The following is a 17,078-nucleotide window of genomic DNA, read 5'->3' as shown; positions in this document are numbered from 1 at the left end:
CGGCAACAAAATTGTAGTTGACTACAACTTTGTAGAAAAATACAGTTTTCACGACAACAAGAACTCCTGAGGTCCACCGAAGATGAATGGCATCAAGCTGGCGCTCGGCATGCTCGCCGCGCTCTCGATCCCCGCTGCGGGCGCCGCCCAGCAGCAGGTGCGCGTGTACAACTGGTCCGACCTGATCGGCCAGGACACCATCAAGGATTTCCAGGCCGCCACCGGCATCAGCGTGCAGTACGACACCTTCGACAACGAGTCGACGCTGATGGTGAAGCTGCTCACCGGCAATAGCGGCTATGACGTGGTCGTGCCCTCGGGCACCTCGCTGGAGCAACTGACAAAAGCCGGTGCCCTGCAGGAGCTGGACCGCAGCAAGCTGCCCAACTGGAAGAACCTCGACCCACAACTGATGAAATTCGTCGAGGGCAAGGACCCGGGCAACCGCCACGCCTTCATCTACGACTGGGGTACCACCGGCCTGGGAGTGAACGCGACGCAGGTCGCCAAGCGCCTGCCCAATGCTCCGCTGGACTCCTACGACCTGCTGTTCAAGCCGGCCAACGCCAGCCAGCTCAAGGACTGCGGCGTCGGCCTGATCGACAGCCCCGAGGACGTCTACCCCATCGTCCTCAACTACCTCGGCCTCGACCCGCAGAAACCCACCCGGGAGAGCCTCGACAAGGCCAACCAACTGCTCGACGGGATCAAGCCGAGCCTGCGCTACATCAACTCCGGCAGCTACATCAACGACCTGGCCAACGGTAACGTCTGCCTGGTCCTGGGCTGGTCCGGCGACGTCGAAATCGCCCGCCGCCGTTCCCAGGAAGCCGGCAAGGCCGACGAGATCCGCTACATCGCGCCCAGGGAAGGCACGGTCGCCTGGTTCGGCTTCATGGCCATGCCGCGCAACGCGCCCAACCCCGAAGCCGCCTACCGCTTCATGAACCAGATACTCGAACCCAAGGTCAGCGCCGACTTCACCGCCACCGTCGGCTATGCCACCGCAGTGCCCGCCAGCCAGGCGCTGCTGCCCGAAGAGGTGGCGCACAACCCCACGGTGTTCCCGCCAGAAGCGGTGCGCCAGAAGATGTTCTGGCAGTCCAACCCGACGCCGGAAGACCTGCGCCTGATGACCCGTGCCTGGAACCGCTTCAAGAGCGGCCTCTGATTCCCCTTTTCCGCTGCAACGACGGGTGCCTGCGCCCGTCCCAGGAACTTCGCGATGACCGACCAGACCCTCGTCCACACCGCCCAGGGCCCGCTGCGCGGCGCCTTCGACCCAGCCAGCGGGCTGTACCGCTATCTCGGCATTCCCTATGCCGAGCCGCCCCTGGGCGAATTGCGCTTCCGCGCACCGCAACCCCATGGTTCCTGGAAGGAAGTGCGCAGCGCCGAGCGTTTCGGCTCGGCGGCCGCGCAGCTGTTCGATGAAACCGAGGGCGAGTACGCGGAGTTCAGCGACCACGCTCCAGTGCCGGGGCGTCCCTGGGTGGGCTCGGAGGACTGCCTGACGCTGAACGTCTGGACCCGCGACCCCGGCGCCACGGATAAGCCAGTGGTGGTATGGATTCACGGCGGCGCCAACTGGCTGGAGAGCAGCCGCCTGAAGTGTTACCACGGCGACGTACTGGCGAAGCACGGCGACGTGGTGTTCGTCTCGCTGAACTACCGCCTCGGCCTGTTCGGCTTCCTCGACATCAGCGTGCTCGGTGGTGAGGAGTTCGCCGGCTCGCATTCCCACGGCCTGCTCGACCAGCTCCAGGCGCTGCGCTGGATCCGGCAGAACATCGCCCGGTTCGGCGGCAACGCCGACAACATCACCCTGATGGGCGAGTCCGCCGGCAGCATCGACATCAGCTGGCTGCTCGCCGGCGGCCATCTGCAAGGGCTGGTGCGGCGCGTGGTGATGATGAGCGGCTATGCCGGCCTGCCGGGCCTGAGCGGCGACCTCGGCCACGGCCTCAGCGACGCCTCGGCGAAGGAACTCGCGCGCGGCTTCTTCGCCGACTGTGGCATCGACAGCCTCGGGCAGTTGCAGCAACTGGACACCAACGCCCTGATGACCAAGGTGCATGCCCTGGCAGAAAGCACCGACATGCTGTTCCACATGGACTCGCTGTTCTGGCCGAAGACCCACGCCAGGGCGGCGCTGGACCCCATCGAGTTCGCCCGGCGCGGCGCCGCCACCGGCATCGATATCCTGATCGGCTTCACCCACTACGAGATGGGGCTGTGGCTGAACTGGGACGACAGCCTCGACCGCCTCGGCCTCGATGCGCTGGTGGAGCGCCTGGCGATCATTCCGCCGCGGCTCAGGGACTCCGCGAAGGCCCTGTACCGCGAGCAATTCCCCGAGGAACACGACGGCGCCCGCGCCATGCACCTGCTGGGCGACTGCGCCTTCGTCATGCCCGCACTCTGGGCCGCAGAGGGCCTGGCGGCGCAGAACCGGGTGCAGGTCTACCGTTTCGACCGCGAAACCGACCCGCGCCGGCGCGCCCAGCACGCTGCCGACCAGGTCTACTTCTTCGGCAAGCTGGACACCTACGTCGGCCGCTTGCTGGCGGGCAAGCCGCAAGACGCGGCCGACGCTGCAGAGCGCGATCGCCTGTCACGGCTGATGCAAGGCATGCTGCTGGACTATGCGGGCGCCAGCGAAGCCCCTGGCGACAAGCTGCCGCCTTGGCCGCTGTATGACGCCGGGCAGCGCACCCTGCTCAGCCTGGATCAGCAGCCGACGCTGCTGGAAGATCCCTACGCGGTGCGCCGCCGCTGGTGGTTCGAGAACATCTACCCGGCACGCTGAAACGACAGAGGGGAGCCCTGGGCTCCCCTTTTCGTCAGCGCCCGATGTCAGGCGAAGACGAAGTACTTGCGCACCGTCTCTACCACTTCCCAGGTGCCCTTCATGCCCGGTTCGATGACGAAAACATCGCCGGCGCGCAGGTGGATCGGCTGTTCGCCCTCGGGGGTGATGACGCAGTAGCCGTCGAGGAAATGGCAGTACTCCCACTTCTCGTAGTTCACCTCGAACTTTCCGGGGGTGCAGATCCAGGTGCCCATGATCTTGCTGCCGTCCGCCGACAGGTAGGCGTTGAGGTTGACGGTATGCGGGTCGCCGCCGATACGCTGCCACTTGGTGGCGTCCAGCACGGGCGTCGGGCAGGTGTCGCGCAGCACGGTGATGAAATCGGACATGACAGCTCCAGGTCGTTGCAGTGAAGGTTCGCCACCCTAGCCATGAACCGCCGCAGCGAGTTGCCTGGATTCGACATCGGTATGTCTGCCAGCGCTGCTCCACCCTTCTCCCATCCCTTGCTGACAGATTTGTCATCCGCCGCTCACGTCGCCGTTATCCACGCTCCCACACGATGCCCGTAGCCCTCGCCACGCCTGAGCAAAAACAACAACAGCAGGCGGTCACCAACCGTCCTGCCCTTGGGAGCAAACCCTGTACCGAGGCAAATGGGGTCGGCCAGCGCGCAGCGTTCGGAGGAAGGGCCGACGCGCTTCCTCCTGACATTTCCGGCGGCATCCGACTGAATCAACGAGTGGCGCGGCAGGCAACGCGCTCGGCGCGGTACTCGATGGCCTGCTCGTCGCCGAGGGAGTCCCTGTAGCGCAGCTGTACCGGCACCACGCCGCAGTCGGCGCTCATCGGCGTCACCGCCACGACTTCGGCGATGTCCAGATTCATCCCGTAGGTGTACTGCTTCGCCTCGGCGATCTGCGTCGGCGACAGTGCGCTCTGGCGCGCCAGCATGGCCTGCTGGCGGGCCTGTTCCATCCGCGCAAAGGTGATGTCGCCGCCACCGTCGGCCAGGGCCAGGGAGGAAGCGCCCAGCAGGGCGGCGCTCAGGAAGATGCGGGAGAGTTTCATGGCAGTCACCTCGTGGTGGTTGAAAGTGACTCCACCTTAAGCGGCCGCCGCTAACGGGAAGCTGAGGCAAGGATGACGATTCGGTTATCCGGGGCAGGAGCTACCGCGGTAGCGCAGGCAATTTCCCACCACTCATCCGTGCAATTTCCCAGCGGTGAACTCTCAGCGTCCGACAACTGTCTGTGTGCTGTCGGCCCCCCGGGTGGGTTTTCTGGCCATTGGCCACCCGGCCAGTTCTCAACAAGTTGCCCGGCCGACGTTTTCGCTCCCGCAAGACGGGTTTCGTTCCAAGTCATGTGAAGATTGCCCATGTCCCTATCGCGTCGCTTCCCCGCACGAGTTTCTCCCCTCCAGCCCCGCGCCCTCGGTGCCTGCCTGTTCGCCAGCCTGCTGGCCGCCGGCGCCCCGGCCCAGGCCGAGGAGCCCGCCAGCAACGCGCGCTGGGTGAACGACAGCCTGAGTACCTATGTGCGCAGCGGCCCCACTGACGGCTACCGCATCGTCGGCACCCTCACCTCCGGGCAGAAGGTCCAGCTGGTCAGCACTTCCGGCGACTACAGCCAGGTGCGCAGCGACAGCGGCAACAGCGTGTGGATTGCCAGCAAGGACCTGCAGGAGAAGCCGGGCCAGGCCGAGCGCCTGCCCTCGCTGGAGCAGAAGGTCACCGAACTGACCACCCAGCTGCAGACCATCGACGACTCCTGGAAGAACCGCGTGCAGGGCATGCAGGAAACCCTGGACGCGCGCAAGAAGCTGATCGACGAGCTGCAGGCCGCGCGCAGCGCGCTGGACGCCGAGCTGAACCAGGCGCGCTCGCAACTGCGCGATACCCAGGCGCAACTGGGTGACGAGAACAAGCAGGTGCTGATGCGCTACATGGCTTATGGCGGCAGCATCGCCGGCGCCGGCCTGCTCGCCGGGCTGATCCTGCCGACCATGCTGCGCGTGCGCCGCAAACGCAGCACCGAGTGGGTCTGACGCTTCAGTCGATGCGCAATTCGTACTGCCGGTAACCCAGGGCGTCGCTGCCCTGCGGTTCGAATCCGGCGCGTTCGTACAGACGCCGCGCCGGGTTGTCGGGGCGCACGCTGAGCGTCAGCCGCGTGTAGCCTTCCTGCCGGGCATCGGCGATGTAGCGCTGCAACAGCGCAGCACCGACGCCCTTTCCCCGCCACACCACACTGACGCCCAGGGTGCAGAGCTCCGCAGTGCCCGCTTCGGGCAACCAGAGGCTGTAGCCGACGCTCTCGCCATCGAGCTCGGCGATGGTCAGCCGCTCGAAGTGCTCCAGCCAGCGCGCCAGGTGGCGGTCGAAGTCGTCTCGCCAGCGCGCCTCATGGGCAGGCTCCCACTGGCGGATATAGGCCTCTTCGCCGCGCTGGACGAAGGGGACATCGGTGATGCGGGCGGGTCGGAGCGAGAGGCTCATTGCAGTTTCCATGGCAGGAGCAAGCTGTACGACCTGACCATCGCATCCGTCAGATCCCGGTGGCAACTGGCAGAATCGACCGAATCTCATTTCGGCGCACTCAGCATACCTTCCAGGCGTGATTTGACGTCCGCTCGCTCCTCCATCAAGCGCTGCAGGTCCACGTTGTATTGCAGGTTAACGACGTCAATTTCAGCCAGCGCATCCTGCTGCAGATTATCCAGGCGCGCGCTCCGCTCCCTTGATAATGCGGCAATGCGGCCATCGAGGCTGCTGAGTCTCTTGCGCAGGAACGTCACCTTGTGGAATTTCCAGCGCCCCATTGCTGCGACACGAACAGACTGGTTGGCGGCCTCCTGCTGCGTGAGCTCTTCGTCGGTCGGCTGGGGAGAAATAGCGGGTTTGACGAGGATTGCATCGGCGGAGCAGGGATGTTGGGAAAAAGTCGTTCGACCTTCGACAGTGCACTTGTAGATCTCGGCTTGCGCGGTGTTGAAACCCAGCGCGGCCAGAAGGACCACGACGAATGGGAAGCGCATGATGCAATGCTCCTGACCACTCCATTGGTTTGCCTGTAAACAGGACCCTTGGGATTGCCATCAGATTGACATGCGCTGTTTCGGCGAGTTCTTCGGCGCTCTGTAAAGGATCGGTAAATACCGGCCGGCACGGTCGGCGCTGGCTGACGGGCGATCCGAGCTCCGCCCCTGCGGCCCGAGAACCGGCGCCGTGCGCGCCGGTTGTGTTTCAGTGCCCGCTCAGCGCCGCAGCCAGGGCGGTTTGCTGGCAAGGACATACGCCGGCATTGCCGGCGGTTCGCGGGCATGGCCCCGCTCCTGCATGAGATATCGTGCCAGCCTACCCTCTCCCCCGCCCTCTCCCTGAAGGGAGAGGGAGCCGCCCGTGCCAACTGACGCCTTGGTCTCAACCTGCACCATACGGTCCCCTCTCCCTTCAGGGAGAGGGTTAGGGAGAGGGGGAACCTCAGGCACGGACTTTCAGACGCAGACAGTTGCTCCTGCAGGGGAAGAATGGGTCGGGCGGTTCGCCGGCAAGGACATACGCCGGCATTGCCGGTGGTTCGCGAGCAAGCTCGGCTTACGCCACCGCGCTCTCCACCCCCGCATCCAGGTCCACCAGCAACTCGATCATCGCCCGCGCCGCCGCCGAGAGACGGTCGCCGCTGCGGGTGACGATGCCGCAGCGGGCCTGGAGGATGTCGATGTTGGTAGGCAGGTTGCGGAAGTGCAGGCGCACCAGTTCGCCGCGCGCCATCGGTTCGCTCAGCGCCTCTTCCACGGCGATGCCGATGGCGTCGGTCTGGCTGACGATGCGCACCAGCGAAGCCATGTCCTCACACTGCACATTGGTGGTGATGTCGATCTTGCCGCTGAGGTTGGCGAGCATCTTCCGCGCGCTGGGCGGGATCAGCGTGGCCGCCAGCGGGTAGGCGAACATGTCGTTGGTGGAGAGACTCTCCTTGGCCAGCAGCGGGTGCCCCTGGCGGCAGAAGAACAGCCCGCTGCGCGGCTTCAGCGCGCGGGTCTGGAAGTTCGGGTCGGCCTCGAAATGGCGGATGTCGGCGACGAAGAACTCGATCTCTTCGCGGCTCAGGCTGCGCGCCAAGCGCTCCCAGTTGTCCACGCCGAACTGGATGTGGATGCGCGGGTAGCGCTGGACGAAACGCGACACCGCATCGGACACCAGCTTCTGCGCCGGTGCCGGCCCGCTGCCGAAACGCAGCTCGCCGGAGTCCAGCTTGTTCAGCCGGGCCACCGCGTGGCTCAGGTTGTTGGCGCCCTGCACCAGGCTCAGCGCGTGCTGCAGCACCACCTGCCCTTCGGGGGTCGGGCGCAGGTCCTTGCTGCCACGGTCCACCAGGCGGCAGCCCAGCTCCTGTTCCAGGCCCTGGATGCTGCGGCTGAACGCCGGCTGGGTGATGCCCATGGCGTCGGCCGCGCGAACGAAGCTGCGGTGTTCGTTGAGGGCGATGAAGTAGCGGAGTTGGCGCAGATCCATGATGCATTTCCGGCATTGAAAATAGAGGGCAAAGGCATTTGCCGCTGGGTATGCGCTGGTTTTAAATGCAAGCTCTTATTCCGTCAATGAAGAATAAAACAAACATCTATTCTTTTATGAACTAAGAATATAGCTCAGACCAGGAGTCGCCCGATGCCAGCCCTGCACCTCCTTTGCTCGCGAATGTGCCTGTCCCGCTGTCGCTGACAGCCAAAGCCGCACCCACCCCTACCGAAAAACGTCGTTCGCCACTTTTGCCTGGCGCGGCCCCGTTTTGCCTGCGATTGGCGCAGGCAAATAAGGACACAGCATGACTTCGAGACATTCGCCCTTCCCGTTCAAGCCAAGCCGGCTGCGCTCGGCTATTTTTCTGCTGGCCCTGGGCGGCACCCTGCCGGTATTCGCCGAGGAAGCCGAGGACGGCAGCACGGCCAGTGAGACCGCCAAACCTGTAAGCGCGGCGCCGGCCAAGGCCGATGCCACCCTGGGCAAAGTCACCGTGACCGCCCGCCGCCGCGAGGAAGACTCGCAGAAGGTGCCCACGCCGATCACCGTGGTCGGCGGCGAGACCCTGGAAACCCAGCGCGTCTACAAGGTGCAGGACCTGCAGCAGATCCTGCCCAGCGTGAACGTCGCGTTCATCCACGCGCGGCAGTCGAGCATCGCCGTGCGCGGCATCGGCAACAACCCGGCCAGCGACGGCCTGGAAGGCAGCGCCGGGGTCTACCTGGACAACGTCTACCTCGGCCGCCCGGGCATGGCGGTGTTCGACCTGCTGGACATCGAGCAGCTGGAACTGCTGCGCGGCCCGCAGGGCACGCTGTTCGGCAAGAACACCACGGCCGGCGTGCTGAACATCAGCACCCGTGCACCGACCTTCAGCCCCGAACGCAGCGTGGAGGTTTCCGGTGGCCAGGATGGCTATTTCCAGGGCAAGGGCACCGTCTCCGGCGCGCTGACCGACACCCTCGCCGGTCGCGTCTCGGCCTATCGCACCCGCGATGACGGCTACATCAAGAACATCCACGACGACAACACCCTCAATGGCGGCGAGCGCCAGGGCATCCGCGGGCAGTTGCTGTTCAAGCCCAACGAGGACTTCGACCTGCGATGGATCAATGACTACAACGAGGAGGACTCCAGCAACGGCAGCATGGTGGTGTACGGCGCCGCCGACCGCTTCTGGCAGCGCGCCGCCTCGGTGGGCGCCTCGCCGATCCGCGACCCGGACCGACACAAGGTCAACATCAACGCCCGCCAGCACGTCAGCGTGCACCAGGGCGGCAGCTCGGTGGAGGCCAACTGGAACCTCAACGGTGGCTACAAGCTGACGTCCATCAGCGCCTACCGCTACTGGCACTTCACCCCGGCCAACGACGAGCAGCTCGACGTCTCGGCGATCAACAACACCGGCGTGGAAGTCCACGACCGCCAGTTCTCCCAGGAAATCCGCCTGGCCTCGCCCACCGGCGGCTTCTTCGACTACGTGCTGGGCGCCTATGCGTTCAACCAGAACCTGGGCAACAAGACCTTCACCAGCTATGGCCCGCTGGCCGACCGCTACCTGCTGGGCACCGACCTGAATGCGCTGAACAACACCTACTCCAAGGCCAACGGCAAGATCGAGACCGACAGCTTCGCCTTGTTTGCCCAGGGTACCTGGCACCTCACCGACAAGCTGGACTTCACCGCTGGCATCCGCGGCACCTACGAGGAGAAGGACGCCAATGTGCAGCGCTTCTCCCCGTCCGGTGGCGCGCCGGTCACCGGCGTCGGCGCCGTGGTGCGCAACAACCAGCTGGGCGCCTACGACTCGGGTGACCTCAGCCTCTACAGCTTCGCCCCTTCGGCACTGCTGAGCCTGAGCTACCAGTTCACCGACGACCTGCTGGGCTACGCCTCGCTGTCCCACGGCGAGAAATCCGGCGGCGTGAACCTGGCCGTGGCCAGCGCGCCAACCGCGGGCGCGGATTCGCTGCTGGTCGGCCCGGAACGCGCCAACGATGCCGAACTGGGGATCAAGACGACCCTGTTCGACAACCGCCTGCAGCTCAACACCAACATTTTCTGGACCGGCATCCACGGCTACCAGGCGACCACCCTGTACCAGCCGCCGGGCTCGACCCAGCTGGTCTCGGTGCTCTCCAACGCCGGCAGCGTGCGCTCGCGCGGCCTGGAGTTCGAAGCCACGGCGCTGCCGATTCGCGGCCTGACGCTGAACTTCAACGGCTCCTACAACGACGTCACCTACCTGTCGTTCAAGGACGCCCCGTGCCCGGCGGAAGTCTCCACCCAGCCCGGCGCACCGGCGAGCTGCGACCTCACCGGGCAGCGCGTGGTCGGCGCCTCGAAGTGGATCGCCAACCTCAACGGCGAGTACGCCTGGAACCTCGACGACGGCATCCGTCCCTACGTGACCGGCAGCTACTCCTACCGCTCCGAGGCCGAAGGCACGCTGGACAACTCCGACCTCTCGAAGATCGACGGCTACGGCCTGGCCAACTTCTCCGTCGGCCTGCGCAAGGACCTGGGTGACGGCCAGCTGGACGCCTCGGTGTGGCTGAAGAACGCCTTCGACAAGGACTACTACCTGGCCGCCTTCGCCAGCATCAATGGCTCCTACACCGCCTCGGTGGGGCAGCCCCGCACCCTCGGCGCCTCGGTTCGCTACGACTTCTGATCCCCATCCGCCGCGCCCGGGCGCGCGGCTCTATTGCCACAGCAAGAGGACGATGAGATGAGCAATGCAGCACAAGCACTCCAGCAGCACGCAGTAGGCATCGACATCCACCCGGTTGCCGGCCGCATCGGCGCCGAAATTCGCGGCGTGAAGCTGTCCGGCGAGCTGGACGCCGCCACCACCGACGCCATCCAGGCCGCGCTGGTGAAGCACAAGGTGATCTTCTTCCGCGACCAGACACACCTCGACGATCAGGGCCAGGAGGCCTTCGCCAAGCTGCTCGGCAATCCGGTGGCGCATCCCACCGTGCCGGTGCAGGAAGGCACCCATTATCTGCTGGAACTGGACGGCGCCCAGGGCCGCCGCGCCAACTCCTGGCACACCGACGTGACCTTCGTCGACGCCTATCCCAAGGCCTCGATCCTGCGCAACGTGGTGGCCCCCGAGCACGGCGGCGACACCGTCTGGGCCAACACCGCCAGCGCTTACGACGACCTGACGGCGGAGCTGAAGGCCCTGGCCGATTCGCTCTGGGCGGTGCACAGCAATGAGTACGACTACGCGAGCATCAAGCCCAACGTCGACCCGGCGCGTCTGGAGGAGTACCGCAAGGTGTTCACCTCCACTGTCTATGAGACCGAACACCCGGTGGTGCGCGTACATCCGGTCAGCGGCGAGAAGACGCTGCTGCTGGGGCACTTCGTCAAGCGGCTGAAGGGGCTCTCGCAACAGGATTCGGCGCACCTGTTCGCCGTGCTGCAGAGCCACGTCACCCGTCTGGAGAACACCGTGCGCTGGCGCTGGCAGCCGGGCGACGTGGCCATCTGGGACAACCGCGCGACCCAGCACTACGCCGTGGACGACTACGGCACCCAGCCGCGCATCGTGCGCCGCGTGACCCTCGACGGTGACGTGCCGGTAGGCGTCGACGGGCAGCGCAGCCGGACCATCAAGAAGGTTTGAGCCTTAACCACAAAAGCCAGGAGCCCCTCTCCCTAACCCTCTCCCGCAAGCGGGAGAGGGGACTGGGTCGGTGTGAAGCGCGGCCATGGTTCTCTCCTGATACGAACGTGTCAGGAAAGCACGGCTGGCATGCCTCACTCGCATACCCCCTCTCCCTTCAGGGAGAGGGCTGGGGAGAGGGAACGCCCAACACAAGGACCCCCAACATGACCCAATCCGCCCTGCAGAAATCTACCCCGGAACCCTTCGCCATCATCCCCCTCGACGCCCCGCTGGGCGCCGAAGTACGCGGCCTCGACGCCCGCGAGCCACTGACGCCGGATCAGATCCTGGCGATCCGGCAGGCCCACCGCGAGCACCACATCCTGATCTTCAAGGACCAGCAGCTCGATGATCAGCAGTACCTGCGCTTCGCCACCCTGTTCGGCGCGGTGTTCCAGCCACCGGCGGACTTCCCGGTGCTGTCCTCCGGCGCCGACGGCAAGGCCCCGGACATCGTCAAGGTGGCCAACACCGAGGACGGCGAGCTGGGCAACTTCGCCCTGCCGGCCCACGTCGATCACCAGTGGACCCCGGTGCCCTCTTCCGGCTCCTTCCTCTACGCGCTGGAGGTGCCGAAGACCGGCGGCGAAACCCAGTTCACCAACCTCGCCCGCGCCTACGAGACGCTGGATGAGGCGACCCGCGCCGAGATCGACCCGCTGCGCCTGATCAACTACAACCCGTTCATCCGCCTGAAGAGCGGCGGCTACAACGGCACCTTCGTGCGCTACCGCACCCCGGACATCGAGCCGATCCAGGGCACCGAACACCCGCTGGTGCGCACCCATCCGGAGAACGGCAAGCGCGTGCTTTTCCTCTCCGTGCACACCGAGGTGGAAATCCCCGGCGCCGATCCGCAACAGGGCGCCGCGCTGGTGGAGAAACTGCGCGAACACCTGCAGCAGCCCGAGCTGATCTACAGCCACAAGTGGTCGGCCGGCGACATCGTCTGGTGGGACAACCAGGCCGTGCTGCATGGCCGCAACGCCTTCCCGGCGAGCGAGAAGCGGCGCCTGAAGCGCATCAGCCTGTCGGGCAGCCGGCCGTTCTGAGCCACCGTAGGGCGCATAACCTGGAACAGGTTATCCGCCGGCCCATCTACGGCGGATAACGCTGGCGCGTTATCCGCCCTACGGAACTGACCCCGCCGGAAAATACCGTGTTCCCCCGCGAGACCCTGTAGGAGCGAGCTTGCTCGCGAACGGATTATCCGGCCGCGCCGGCAACCAGCAGGTTCGCGAGCAAGCTCGCTCCTACAAAAAGCCGTGTGCCACTATGAAGACAACGCTCTCTATGCTTATGCCAAATTGTTTCTTGTCCTGGATCAATTATTCCTTTTATAGTTTCACCAACTCGTCATAACAAGTTATGAACTATGACCCAACTCCTCCCCCTCTCCCCGGTTCCCCTCTACAGCCAGCTCAAGGAAGTCCTGCGTACGCGCATCCTCGATGGCAGCTATCCGCCGCTCAGCCGCATGCCCTCCGAGGCCGAGCTGGGCAAGGCCTTCGAGGTCAGCCGGATCACCGTGCGCCAGGCCCTGGGCGACCTGCAGAAGGAAGGGCTGATCTTCAAGATCCACGGCAAGGGCACCTTCGTCGCCAAGCCCAAGGCGTTCCAGAACGTCAGCACGCTGCAGGGCCTGGGTGAATCCATGACCCAGCGCGGCTACGAGGTGATCAACCGACTGCGCAGCTTCAAGAGCGTACCGGCCAGCGCCCAGGTCGCCGCGCGCCTGCAGGTCGCCGAGGGCGACAACGTGGTGCAGATCAAGCGTGCCCGCCTGGTCAACCGCGAGCTGGTATCGCTGGAAATCACCTGGCTGCCCGAGCACGTCGGCAAGCGCCTGGAGAAGGCCGATCTGGTCAGCCGCGACATCTTCCTGATCCTCGAGAACGACTGCGCCCTGCCCCTGGGCCATGCCGACCTGGCCATCGACGCCATCCTCGCCGATGCCGAACTGGCCAGCGCGCTGGAGGTGGAAGAAGGCTCGCCGGTGATGCGCATCGAGCGCCTGACCCACACCGCCGACGGCGCCCCTCTGGACTACGAACACCTCTATTACCGCGGCGATGCCTTCCAGTACCGCCTGCGCATCGACCGCCACAAGGGACAGCAGCAATGAGCCAGTTCGACCTCTCCCAGGTTCCCGCGGACAAGGAACTCGCCTACGACATCGTGGTGATCGGCGGCGGCACCGCCGGCCCGATGGCCGCGATCAAGGCCAAGGAAGCCAACCGCGAGCTGCGCGTGCTGCTGGTGGACAAGGCCAACGTCAAGCGCAGCGGCGCCATCAGCATGGGCATGGACGGACTGAACAACGCGATCATTCCCGGCCACGCCACGCCCGAGCAGTACACCAAGGAAATCACCGTCGCCAACGACGGCATCGTCAACCAGGCGGCGGTCTACGCCTACGCCACCCACAGTTTCGAGACCCTGCAGCAACTGGACCGCTGGGGCGTGAAGTTCGAGAAGGACGAAGTCGGCGACTACGCGGTGAAGAAGGTTCACCACATGGGCGCCTACGTGCTGCCGATGCCCGAGGGCCACGACATCAAGAAGGTGCTGTACCGCCAGCTCAAGCGCGCACGCATCGAGATCACCAACCGCCTGGTGGTCACCCGCCTGCTCACCGATGCGGACGGCGCAGTCAACGGCCTGCTCGGCTTCGATTGCCGCACCGCGCAGTTCCAGGTGATCCGCGCCAAGGCCGTGGTCCTCGCCTGCGGCGCCGCCGGCCGCCTGGGCCTGCCCTCGTCCGGCTACCTGATGGGCACCTACGAGAACCCCACCAACGCCGGCGACGGCTACGCCATGGCCTACCACGCGGGGGCGGAGCTCTCGAACCTGGAGTGCTTCCAGATCAACCCGCTGATCAAGGACTACAACGGCCCGGCCTGCGCCTACGTCACCGGCCCGCTGGGCGGCTACACCGCCAACAGCAAGGGCGAGCGCTTCATCGAGTGCGACTACTGGAGCGGCCAGATGATGTGGGAGTTCCACCAGGAACTCGAAGGCGGCAACGGCCCGGTATTCCTCAAGCTCGACCACCTGGCCGAAGAAACCATCCAGACCATCGAGGAAATCCTCCACAGCAACGAACGCCCCAGCCGTGGCCAGTTCCACGCCGGCCGTGGCACCGACTACCGCCAGCAGATGGTGGAGATGCACATCTCCGAGATCGGCTTCTGCTCCGGCCATTCGGCCTCCGGCGTGTGGGTCAACGAGAAGGCCGAGACCAGCGTCAGGGGCCTGTACTCGGCCGGCGACATGGCCGCCGTGCCGCACAACTACATGCTCGGCGCCTTCACCTACGGCTGGTTCGCCGGCGCCAACGCCGCGCAGTACGTGGCCGGGCGCGACTTCAGTGAAATCGATGCCACCCAGGTCGAGCGCGAGCGCGAACGCGTCTTCGCCCCGCTCAAGCGCGAGCACGGCCTGCCACCGGCGCAGGTCGAGTACAAGCTGCGGCGGATGGTCAACGACTACCTGCAGCCGCCCAAGGTGACCAAGAAGATGGAGATCGGCCTGCAGCGCTTCGCCGAGATCGCCCGCGACCTCGACCAGATGAAGGCCAGCAACCCCCACGAGCTGATGCGCGCCATGGAAGTCAGCGTGATCCGCGACTGCGCCGAGATGGCCGCCCGCGCCTCGCTGTTCCGTACCGAGAGCCGCTGGGGCCTGTACCACCACCGCGTCGACTACCCGCTGCGCAACGACGCCGAGTGGTTCTGCCATGCGCACCTGAAGAAGGACGCGGACGGTGCGATGAGCAGTTTCAAGAAGCCCATCGAGCCGTACGTGATCGCGCTGGATGAGGATGAGCAACAGGCCTACGAGAAGCTGCGGGTGAAGAGCGAGGCGGCTTGAGAGTTTTCGGCTGGCCGAAGAGCCCCTCTCCCCCCGCCCTCTCCCGCAAGCGGTAGAGGGAGCTGTCCGGCGCGAGCGGCAACCACGGATTCAGCCGGCGAGCACAGCAATGCCCGCAACATCGAACAAAACAGATCTGCCCGGCGAGCTCATCGCCATCCGCCGGCACGATCAAGCCCCCTCTCCCTTCAGGGAGAGGGCTGGGGAGAGGGTAACGAGCCACCGCGCCGAACCTTCGACCTGAACAACCAGCCCGCCGCCACGACGGCCGGCAAGCAACACGATGAGGACCGCGTGCCATGGCCTACCAACCCCAGGAAATCTTCTTCCGCTCCAGCGCCCCGGTGACGGTGGACGAGGACAAGTGCATCGCCGACAAGGGCTGCACCGTCTGCGTCGAGGTCTGCCCGATGGACCTGCTGGCGATCAACCCCGCCACCCGGAAGGCCTACATGGCCTTCGACGAATGCTGGTACTGCATGCCCTGCGAGAAGGACTGCCCGACTGGCGCCGTGCGGGTCGAGATTCCGTACCTGCTTCGGTGAGTCGTACCGTGCTCTTGTAGGAGCGAGCTTGCTCGCGAACCAGGGCCGGCAGAGGGGCTGTTCGCGAGCAAGCTCGCACCTACGAAAAGCCCCAAGCACACCATAAGAAACGCTACCCGGCCAACGACCGGACGCCTGATGCACCGCCCCTCGTTTCCCACCGCAAGGCCTGCGGCGGAGACGATTCCAACACTCATGATTCGAGGGGAACACCCATGACCTTGCGCACTACCCTGGCCGGCCTCGCGCTCGCCATCGCCAGCATCACTGCCCACGGCGAAACCATCCGCGTCGCCATCGGCACCCAGGACACCACCATCAACTGCGCCGCCGGCGGCCTGCTGATCCGCGAACTCGGCCTGCTCGACAAGTACCTGCCCCACGACGGCGCGTACAAGGACGCGCAGTACGACGTGCAGTGGAAGAACTTCACCAGCGGCGCGCCGCTGACCAATGAGATGGTCGCCGGCAAGCTCGACTTCGGCGCCATGGCCGACTTCCCCGGCTCGCTCAACGGCGTCGCCCACGAGGCCGCCGGCAAGCGCAGCCTGTTCATCAGCGTGCTCTCGGGCAGCATCGACGGCAGCGGCAACGGCATCGTCGTCCCCGCCGCGTCCAGGGTGCAGTCGCTGGCCGAACTCAAGGGCCAGACCATCTCCGTGCCCTTCGCCTCCACCGCCCACGGCCTGCTGCTGCGCGCCATCGCCGCGCAAGGCTGGGACCCGGAGAAAGACGTCACCATCATCGCGCAGCCGCCGGAAGTCGCCGGCTCCGCGCTGCAGGCCAACAAGATCGCCGCCCACGCCGACTTCGTGCCCTTCGCCGAGCTGTTCGAAAGCCGTGGCATCGCCCGCAAGATCTACGACGGCTCCCAGGCCAAGGCGCCGACCTTCCACGGCGCGCTGGTGGAAGCCGACTACGCGCAGAAGTACCCGGAAATCGTCGAGGCCTACCTCCGCGCCACCTACGAGGCCAACCAACTGCTGGCGCAGGACCCGGAGAAGTACAGCGAGCTGATCGAGAAGGTCGCCGGCATTCCCGCCGAGGTGAACTACCTGTTCCACGGCCCGCTCGGCCTGCAGACCCGCGACCTGACCTGGAAGCCGGAGTACCGCCAGGCCGTGGCCACCGCCATCGACACCCTGAAGCTGCTGAAGAAGGCCGACCGTGGGCTGAACGTCGAGCAGTTCGTCGACGACCGTTATATCCGCGCCGCCTTCAAGGCCTCCGGTGCCGACTACGACGCCGCGCTGAAGAACTACGCGCAACAGCCGCTGCTGGGCAATGACGCCCTGACCCACAAGCCGATCAGCGATACCCGCAAGGTCGCGCAGATCTGGGTGCGCGGCGAGCCGAAGGTGCGCAGCTACGCGACCGCAAAAGAGGCGCTGGGTCAGCTGGCCGAACTCAAGCAACAGGGCAAGGACATCCGCGCGGTATACGCCCAGGCCAGCGACAGCGGCATCAAGCTGCTCGCCGGGCAGGCCTGGTTCGTGCGCGGCAAGGACGGCGCACTGGATGCCTTCCTGCTGCGTGAACAGGCCGACGCCTTCGCCCGCCAGCATGGTGGCGAGGTCGCCGACTTCGCCGCCGCCAGCCAGCAGGCCGTGGCCAGCCGCTGAACCGAAAGCCGGTCCCGGCCAG

General features: G+C 65.7%; 15 protein-coding genes. 10 read left to right on the top strand and 5 right to left on the bottom strand.

Annotation, left to right across the window (positions count from 1 at the left end; translation table 11 throughout):
- Positions 1 to 82 precede the first annotated feature (82 nt).
- The gene (locus J2T47_RS18515; RefSeq protein WP_253449835.1) at positions 83 to 1,171 is read left to right on the top strand and encodes a polyamine ABC transporter substrate-binding protein; all 1,089 of its coding nucleotides are present in this window, start codon (positions 83 to 85) and stop codon (positions 1,169 to 1,171) included.
- Between the two features lie 54 nt (positions 1,172 to 1,225).
- Positions 1,226 to 2,809 (top strand): carboxylesterase/lipase family protein, encoded by a 1,584-nt coding sequence (locus tag J2T47_RS18510; protein WP_253449833.1) that lies wholly within the window; start codon positions 1,226 to 1,228, stop codon positions 2,807 to 2,809.
- A 47-nt stretch (positions 2,810 to 2,856) separates the two neighbouring features.
- On the opposite strand, the gene J2T47_RS18505 is transcribed toward J2T47_RS18510, so the two are convergent.
- Together J2T47_RS18505 and J2T47_RS18500 are read right to left on the bottom strand one after the other, a co-directional pair.
- Positions 2,857 to 3,201: a cupin domain-containing protein gene (locus J2T47_RS18505; RefSeq protein ID WP_253449831.1), complete on the bottom strand. Its 345-nt coding sequence runs from the start codon at positions 3,199 to 3,201 to the stop codon at positions 2,857 to 2,859.
- Positions 3,202 to 3,547: 346 nt separating this feature from the next.
- On the bottom strand, positions 3,548 to 3,883 hold the full coding sequence (locus tag J2T47_RS18500; protein WP_253449829.1) for a DUF2790 domain-containing protein: 336 nt from the start codon (positions 3,881 to 3,883) through the stop codon (positions 3,548 to 3,550).
- Between the two features lie 309 nt (positions 3,884 to 4,192).
- On the opposite strand from J2T47_RS18500, the gene J2T47_RS18495 reads away from it, so the two are divergent.
- Positions 4,193 to 4,861, top strand: coding sequence for a TIGR04211 family SH3 domain-containing protein (locus tag J2T47_RS18495; RefSeq protein WP_253449827.1), 669 nt, complete (start codon positions 4,193 to 4,195; stop codon positions 4,859 to 4,861).
- 4 nt (positions 4,862 to 4,865) lie between these two features.
- Here the strand turns inward: J2T47_RS18495 and J2T47_RS18490 are convergent, their stop codons facing one another.
- From J2T47_RS18490 to J2T47_RS18480, 3 genes are all read right to left on the bottom strand, one after another.
- Complete coding sequence (locus J2T47_RS18490; RefSeq protein WP_253449825.1) at positions 4,866 to 5,312, bottom strand: GNAT family N-acetyltransferase; 447 nt, start codon at positions 5,310 to 5,312, stop codon at positions 4,866 to 4,868.
- 86 nt (positions 5,313 to 5,398) lie between these two features.
- Positions 5,399 to 5,851: a DUF4124 domain-containing protein gene (locus tag J2T47_RS18485; RefSeq protein WP_253449822.1), complete on the bottom strand. Its 453-nt coding sequence runs from the start codon at positions 5,849 to 5,851 to the stop codon at positions 5,399 to 5,401.
- A gap of 559 nt (positions 5,852 to 6,410) precedes the next feature.
- Complete coding sequence (locus J2T47_RS18480) at positions 6,411 to 7,331, bottom strand: LysR family transcriptional regulator (protein WP_253449819.1); 921 nt, start codon at positions 7,329 to 7,331, stop codon at positions 6,411 to 6,413.
- Between the two features lie 310 nt (positions 7,332 to 7,641).
- Between J2T47_RS18480 and J2T47_RS18475 the strand changes: the two genes are divergently transcribed.
- The 7 genes from J2T47_RS18475 (at position 7,642) to J2T47_RS18445 (ending at position 17,056) form a co-directional block, all read left to right on the top strand.
- The gene (locus J2T47_RS18475) at positions 7,642 to 10,011 is read left to right on the top strand and encodes a TonB-dependent receptor (RefSeq protein WP_253449816.1); all 2,370 of its coding nucleotides are present in this window, start codon (positions 7,642 to 7,644) and stop codon (positions 10,009 to 10,011) included.
- Between the two features lie 57 nt (positions 10,012 to 10,068).
- Positions 10,069 to 10,974, top strand: a complete 906-nt coding sequence (locus J2T47_RS18470; RefSeq protein WP_253449813.1) for a TauD/TfdA dioxygenase family protein — start codon at positions 10,069 to 10,071, stop codon at positions 10,972 to 10,974.
- 206 nt (positions 10,975 to 11,180) lie between these two features.
- Positions 11,181 to 12,068 carry a TauD/TfdA dioxygenase family protein gene (locus J2T47_RS18465; RefSeq protein WP_253449810.1) on the top strand — a complete coding sequence of 296 codons (888 nt, stop codon included), beginning with the start codon at positions 11,181 to 11,183 and terminating at the stop codon, positions 12,066 to 12,068.
- Positions 12,069 to 12,391: 323 nt separating this feature from the next.
- Complete coding sequence (locus J2T47_RS18460) at positions 12,392 to 13,141, top strand: GntR family transcriptional regulator (RefSeq protein WP_253449807.1); 750 nt, start codon at positions 12,392 to 12,394, stop codon at positions 13,139 to 13,141.
- Entirely contained in the window at positions 13,138 to 14,889 is a 1,752-nt protein-coding gene (locus J2T47_RS18455) for a fumarate reductase/succinate dehydrogenase flavoprotein subunit (protein WP_253449804.1), read from the top strand. The genes J2T47_RS18460 and J2T47_RS18455 overlap by 4 nt, the downstream gene beginning before the upstream one ends.
- 299 nt (positions 14,890 to 15,188) lie before the next feature.
- Positions 15,189 to 15,434: a 4Fe-4S dicluster domain-containing protein gene (locus tag J2T47_RS18450; protein ID WP_253449801.1), complete on the top strand. Its 246-nt coding sequence runs from the start codon at positions 15,189 to 15,191 to the stop codon at positions 15,432 to 15,434.
- Between the two features lie 215 nt (positions 15,435 to 15,649).
- Entirely contained in the window at positions 15,650 to 17,056 is a 1,407-nt protein-coding gene (locus J2T47_RS18445) for an ABC transporter substrate-binding protein (RefSeq protein WP_253449798.1), read from the top strand.
- The last annotated feature ends 22 nt before the right edge of the window (positions 17,057 to 17,078 follow it).

Source organism: Pseudomonas nitroreducens (assembly GCF_024170165.1).
GTDB lineage: Bacteria > Pseudomonadota > Gammaproteobacteria > Pseudomonadales > Pseudomonadaceae > Pseudomonas > Pseudomonas nitroreducens_C.
The sequence above is the reverse complement of the archived record's forward strand: the minus strand, read 5'-3'. Positions and strand labels throughout refer to the sequence as shown.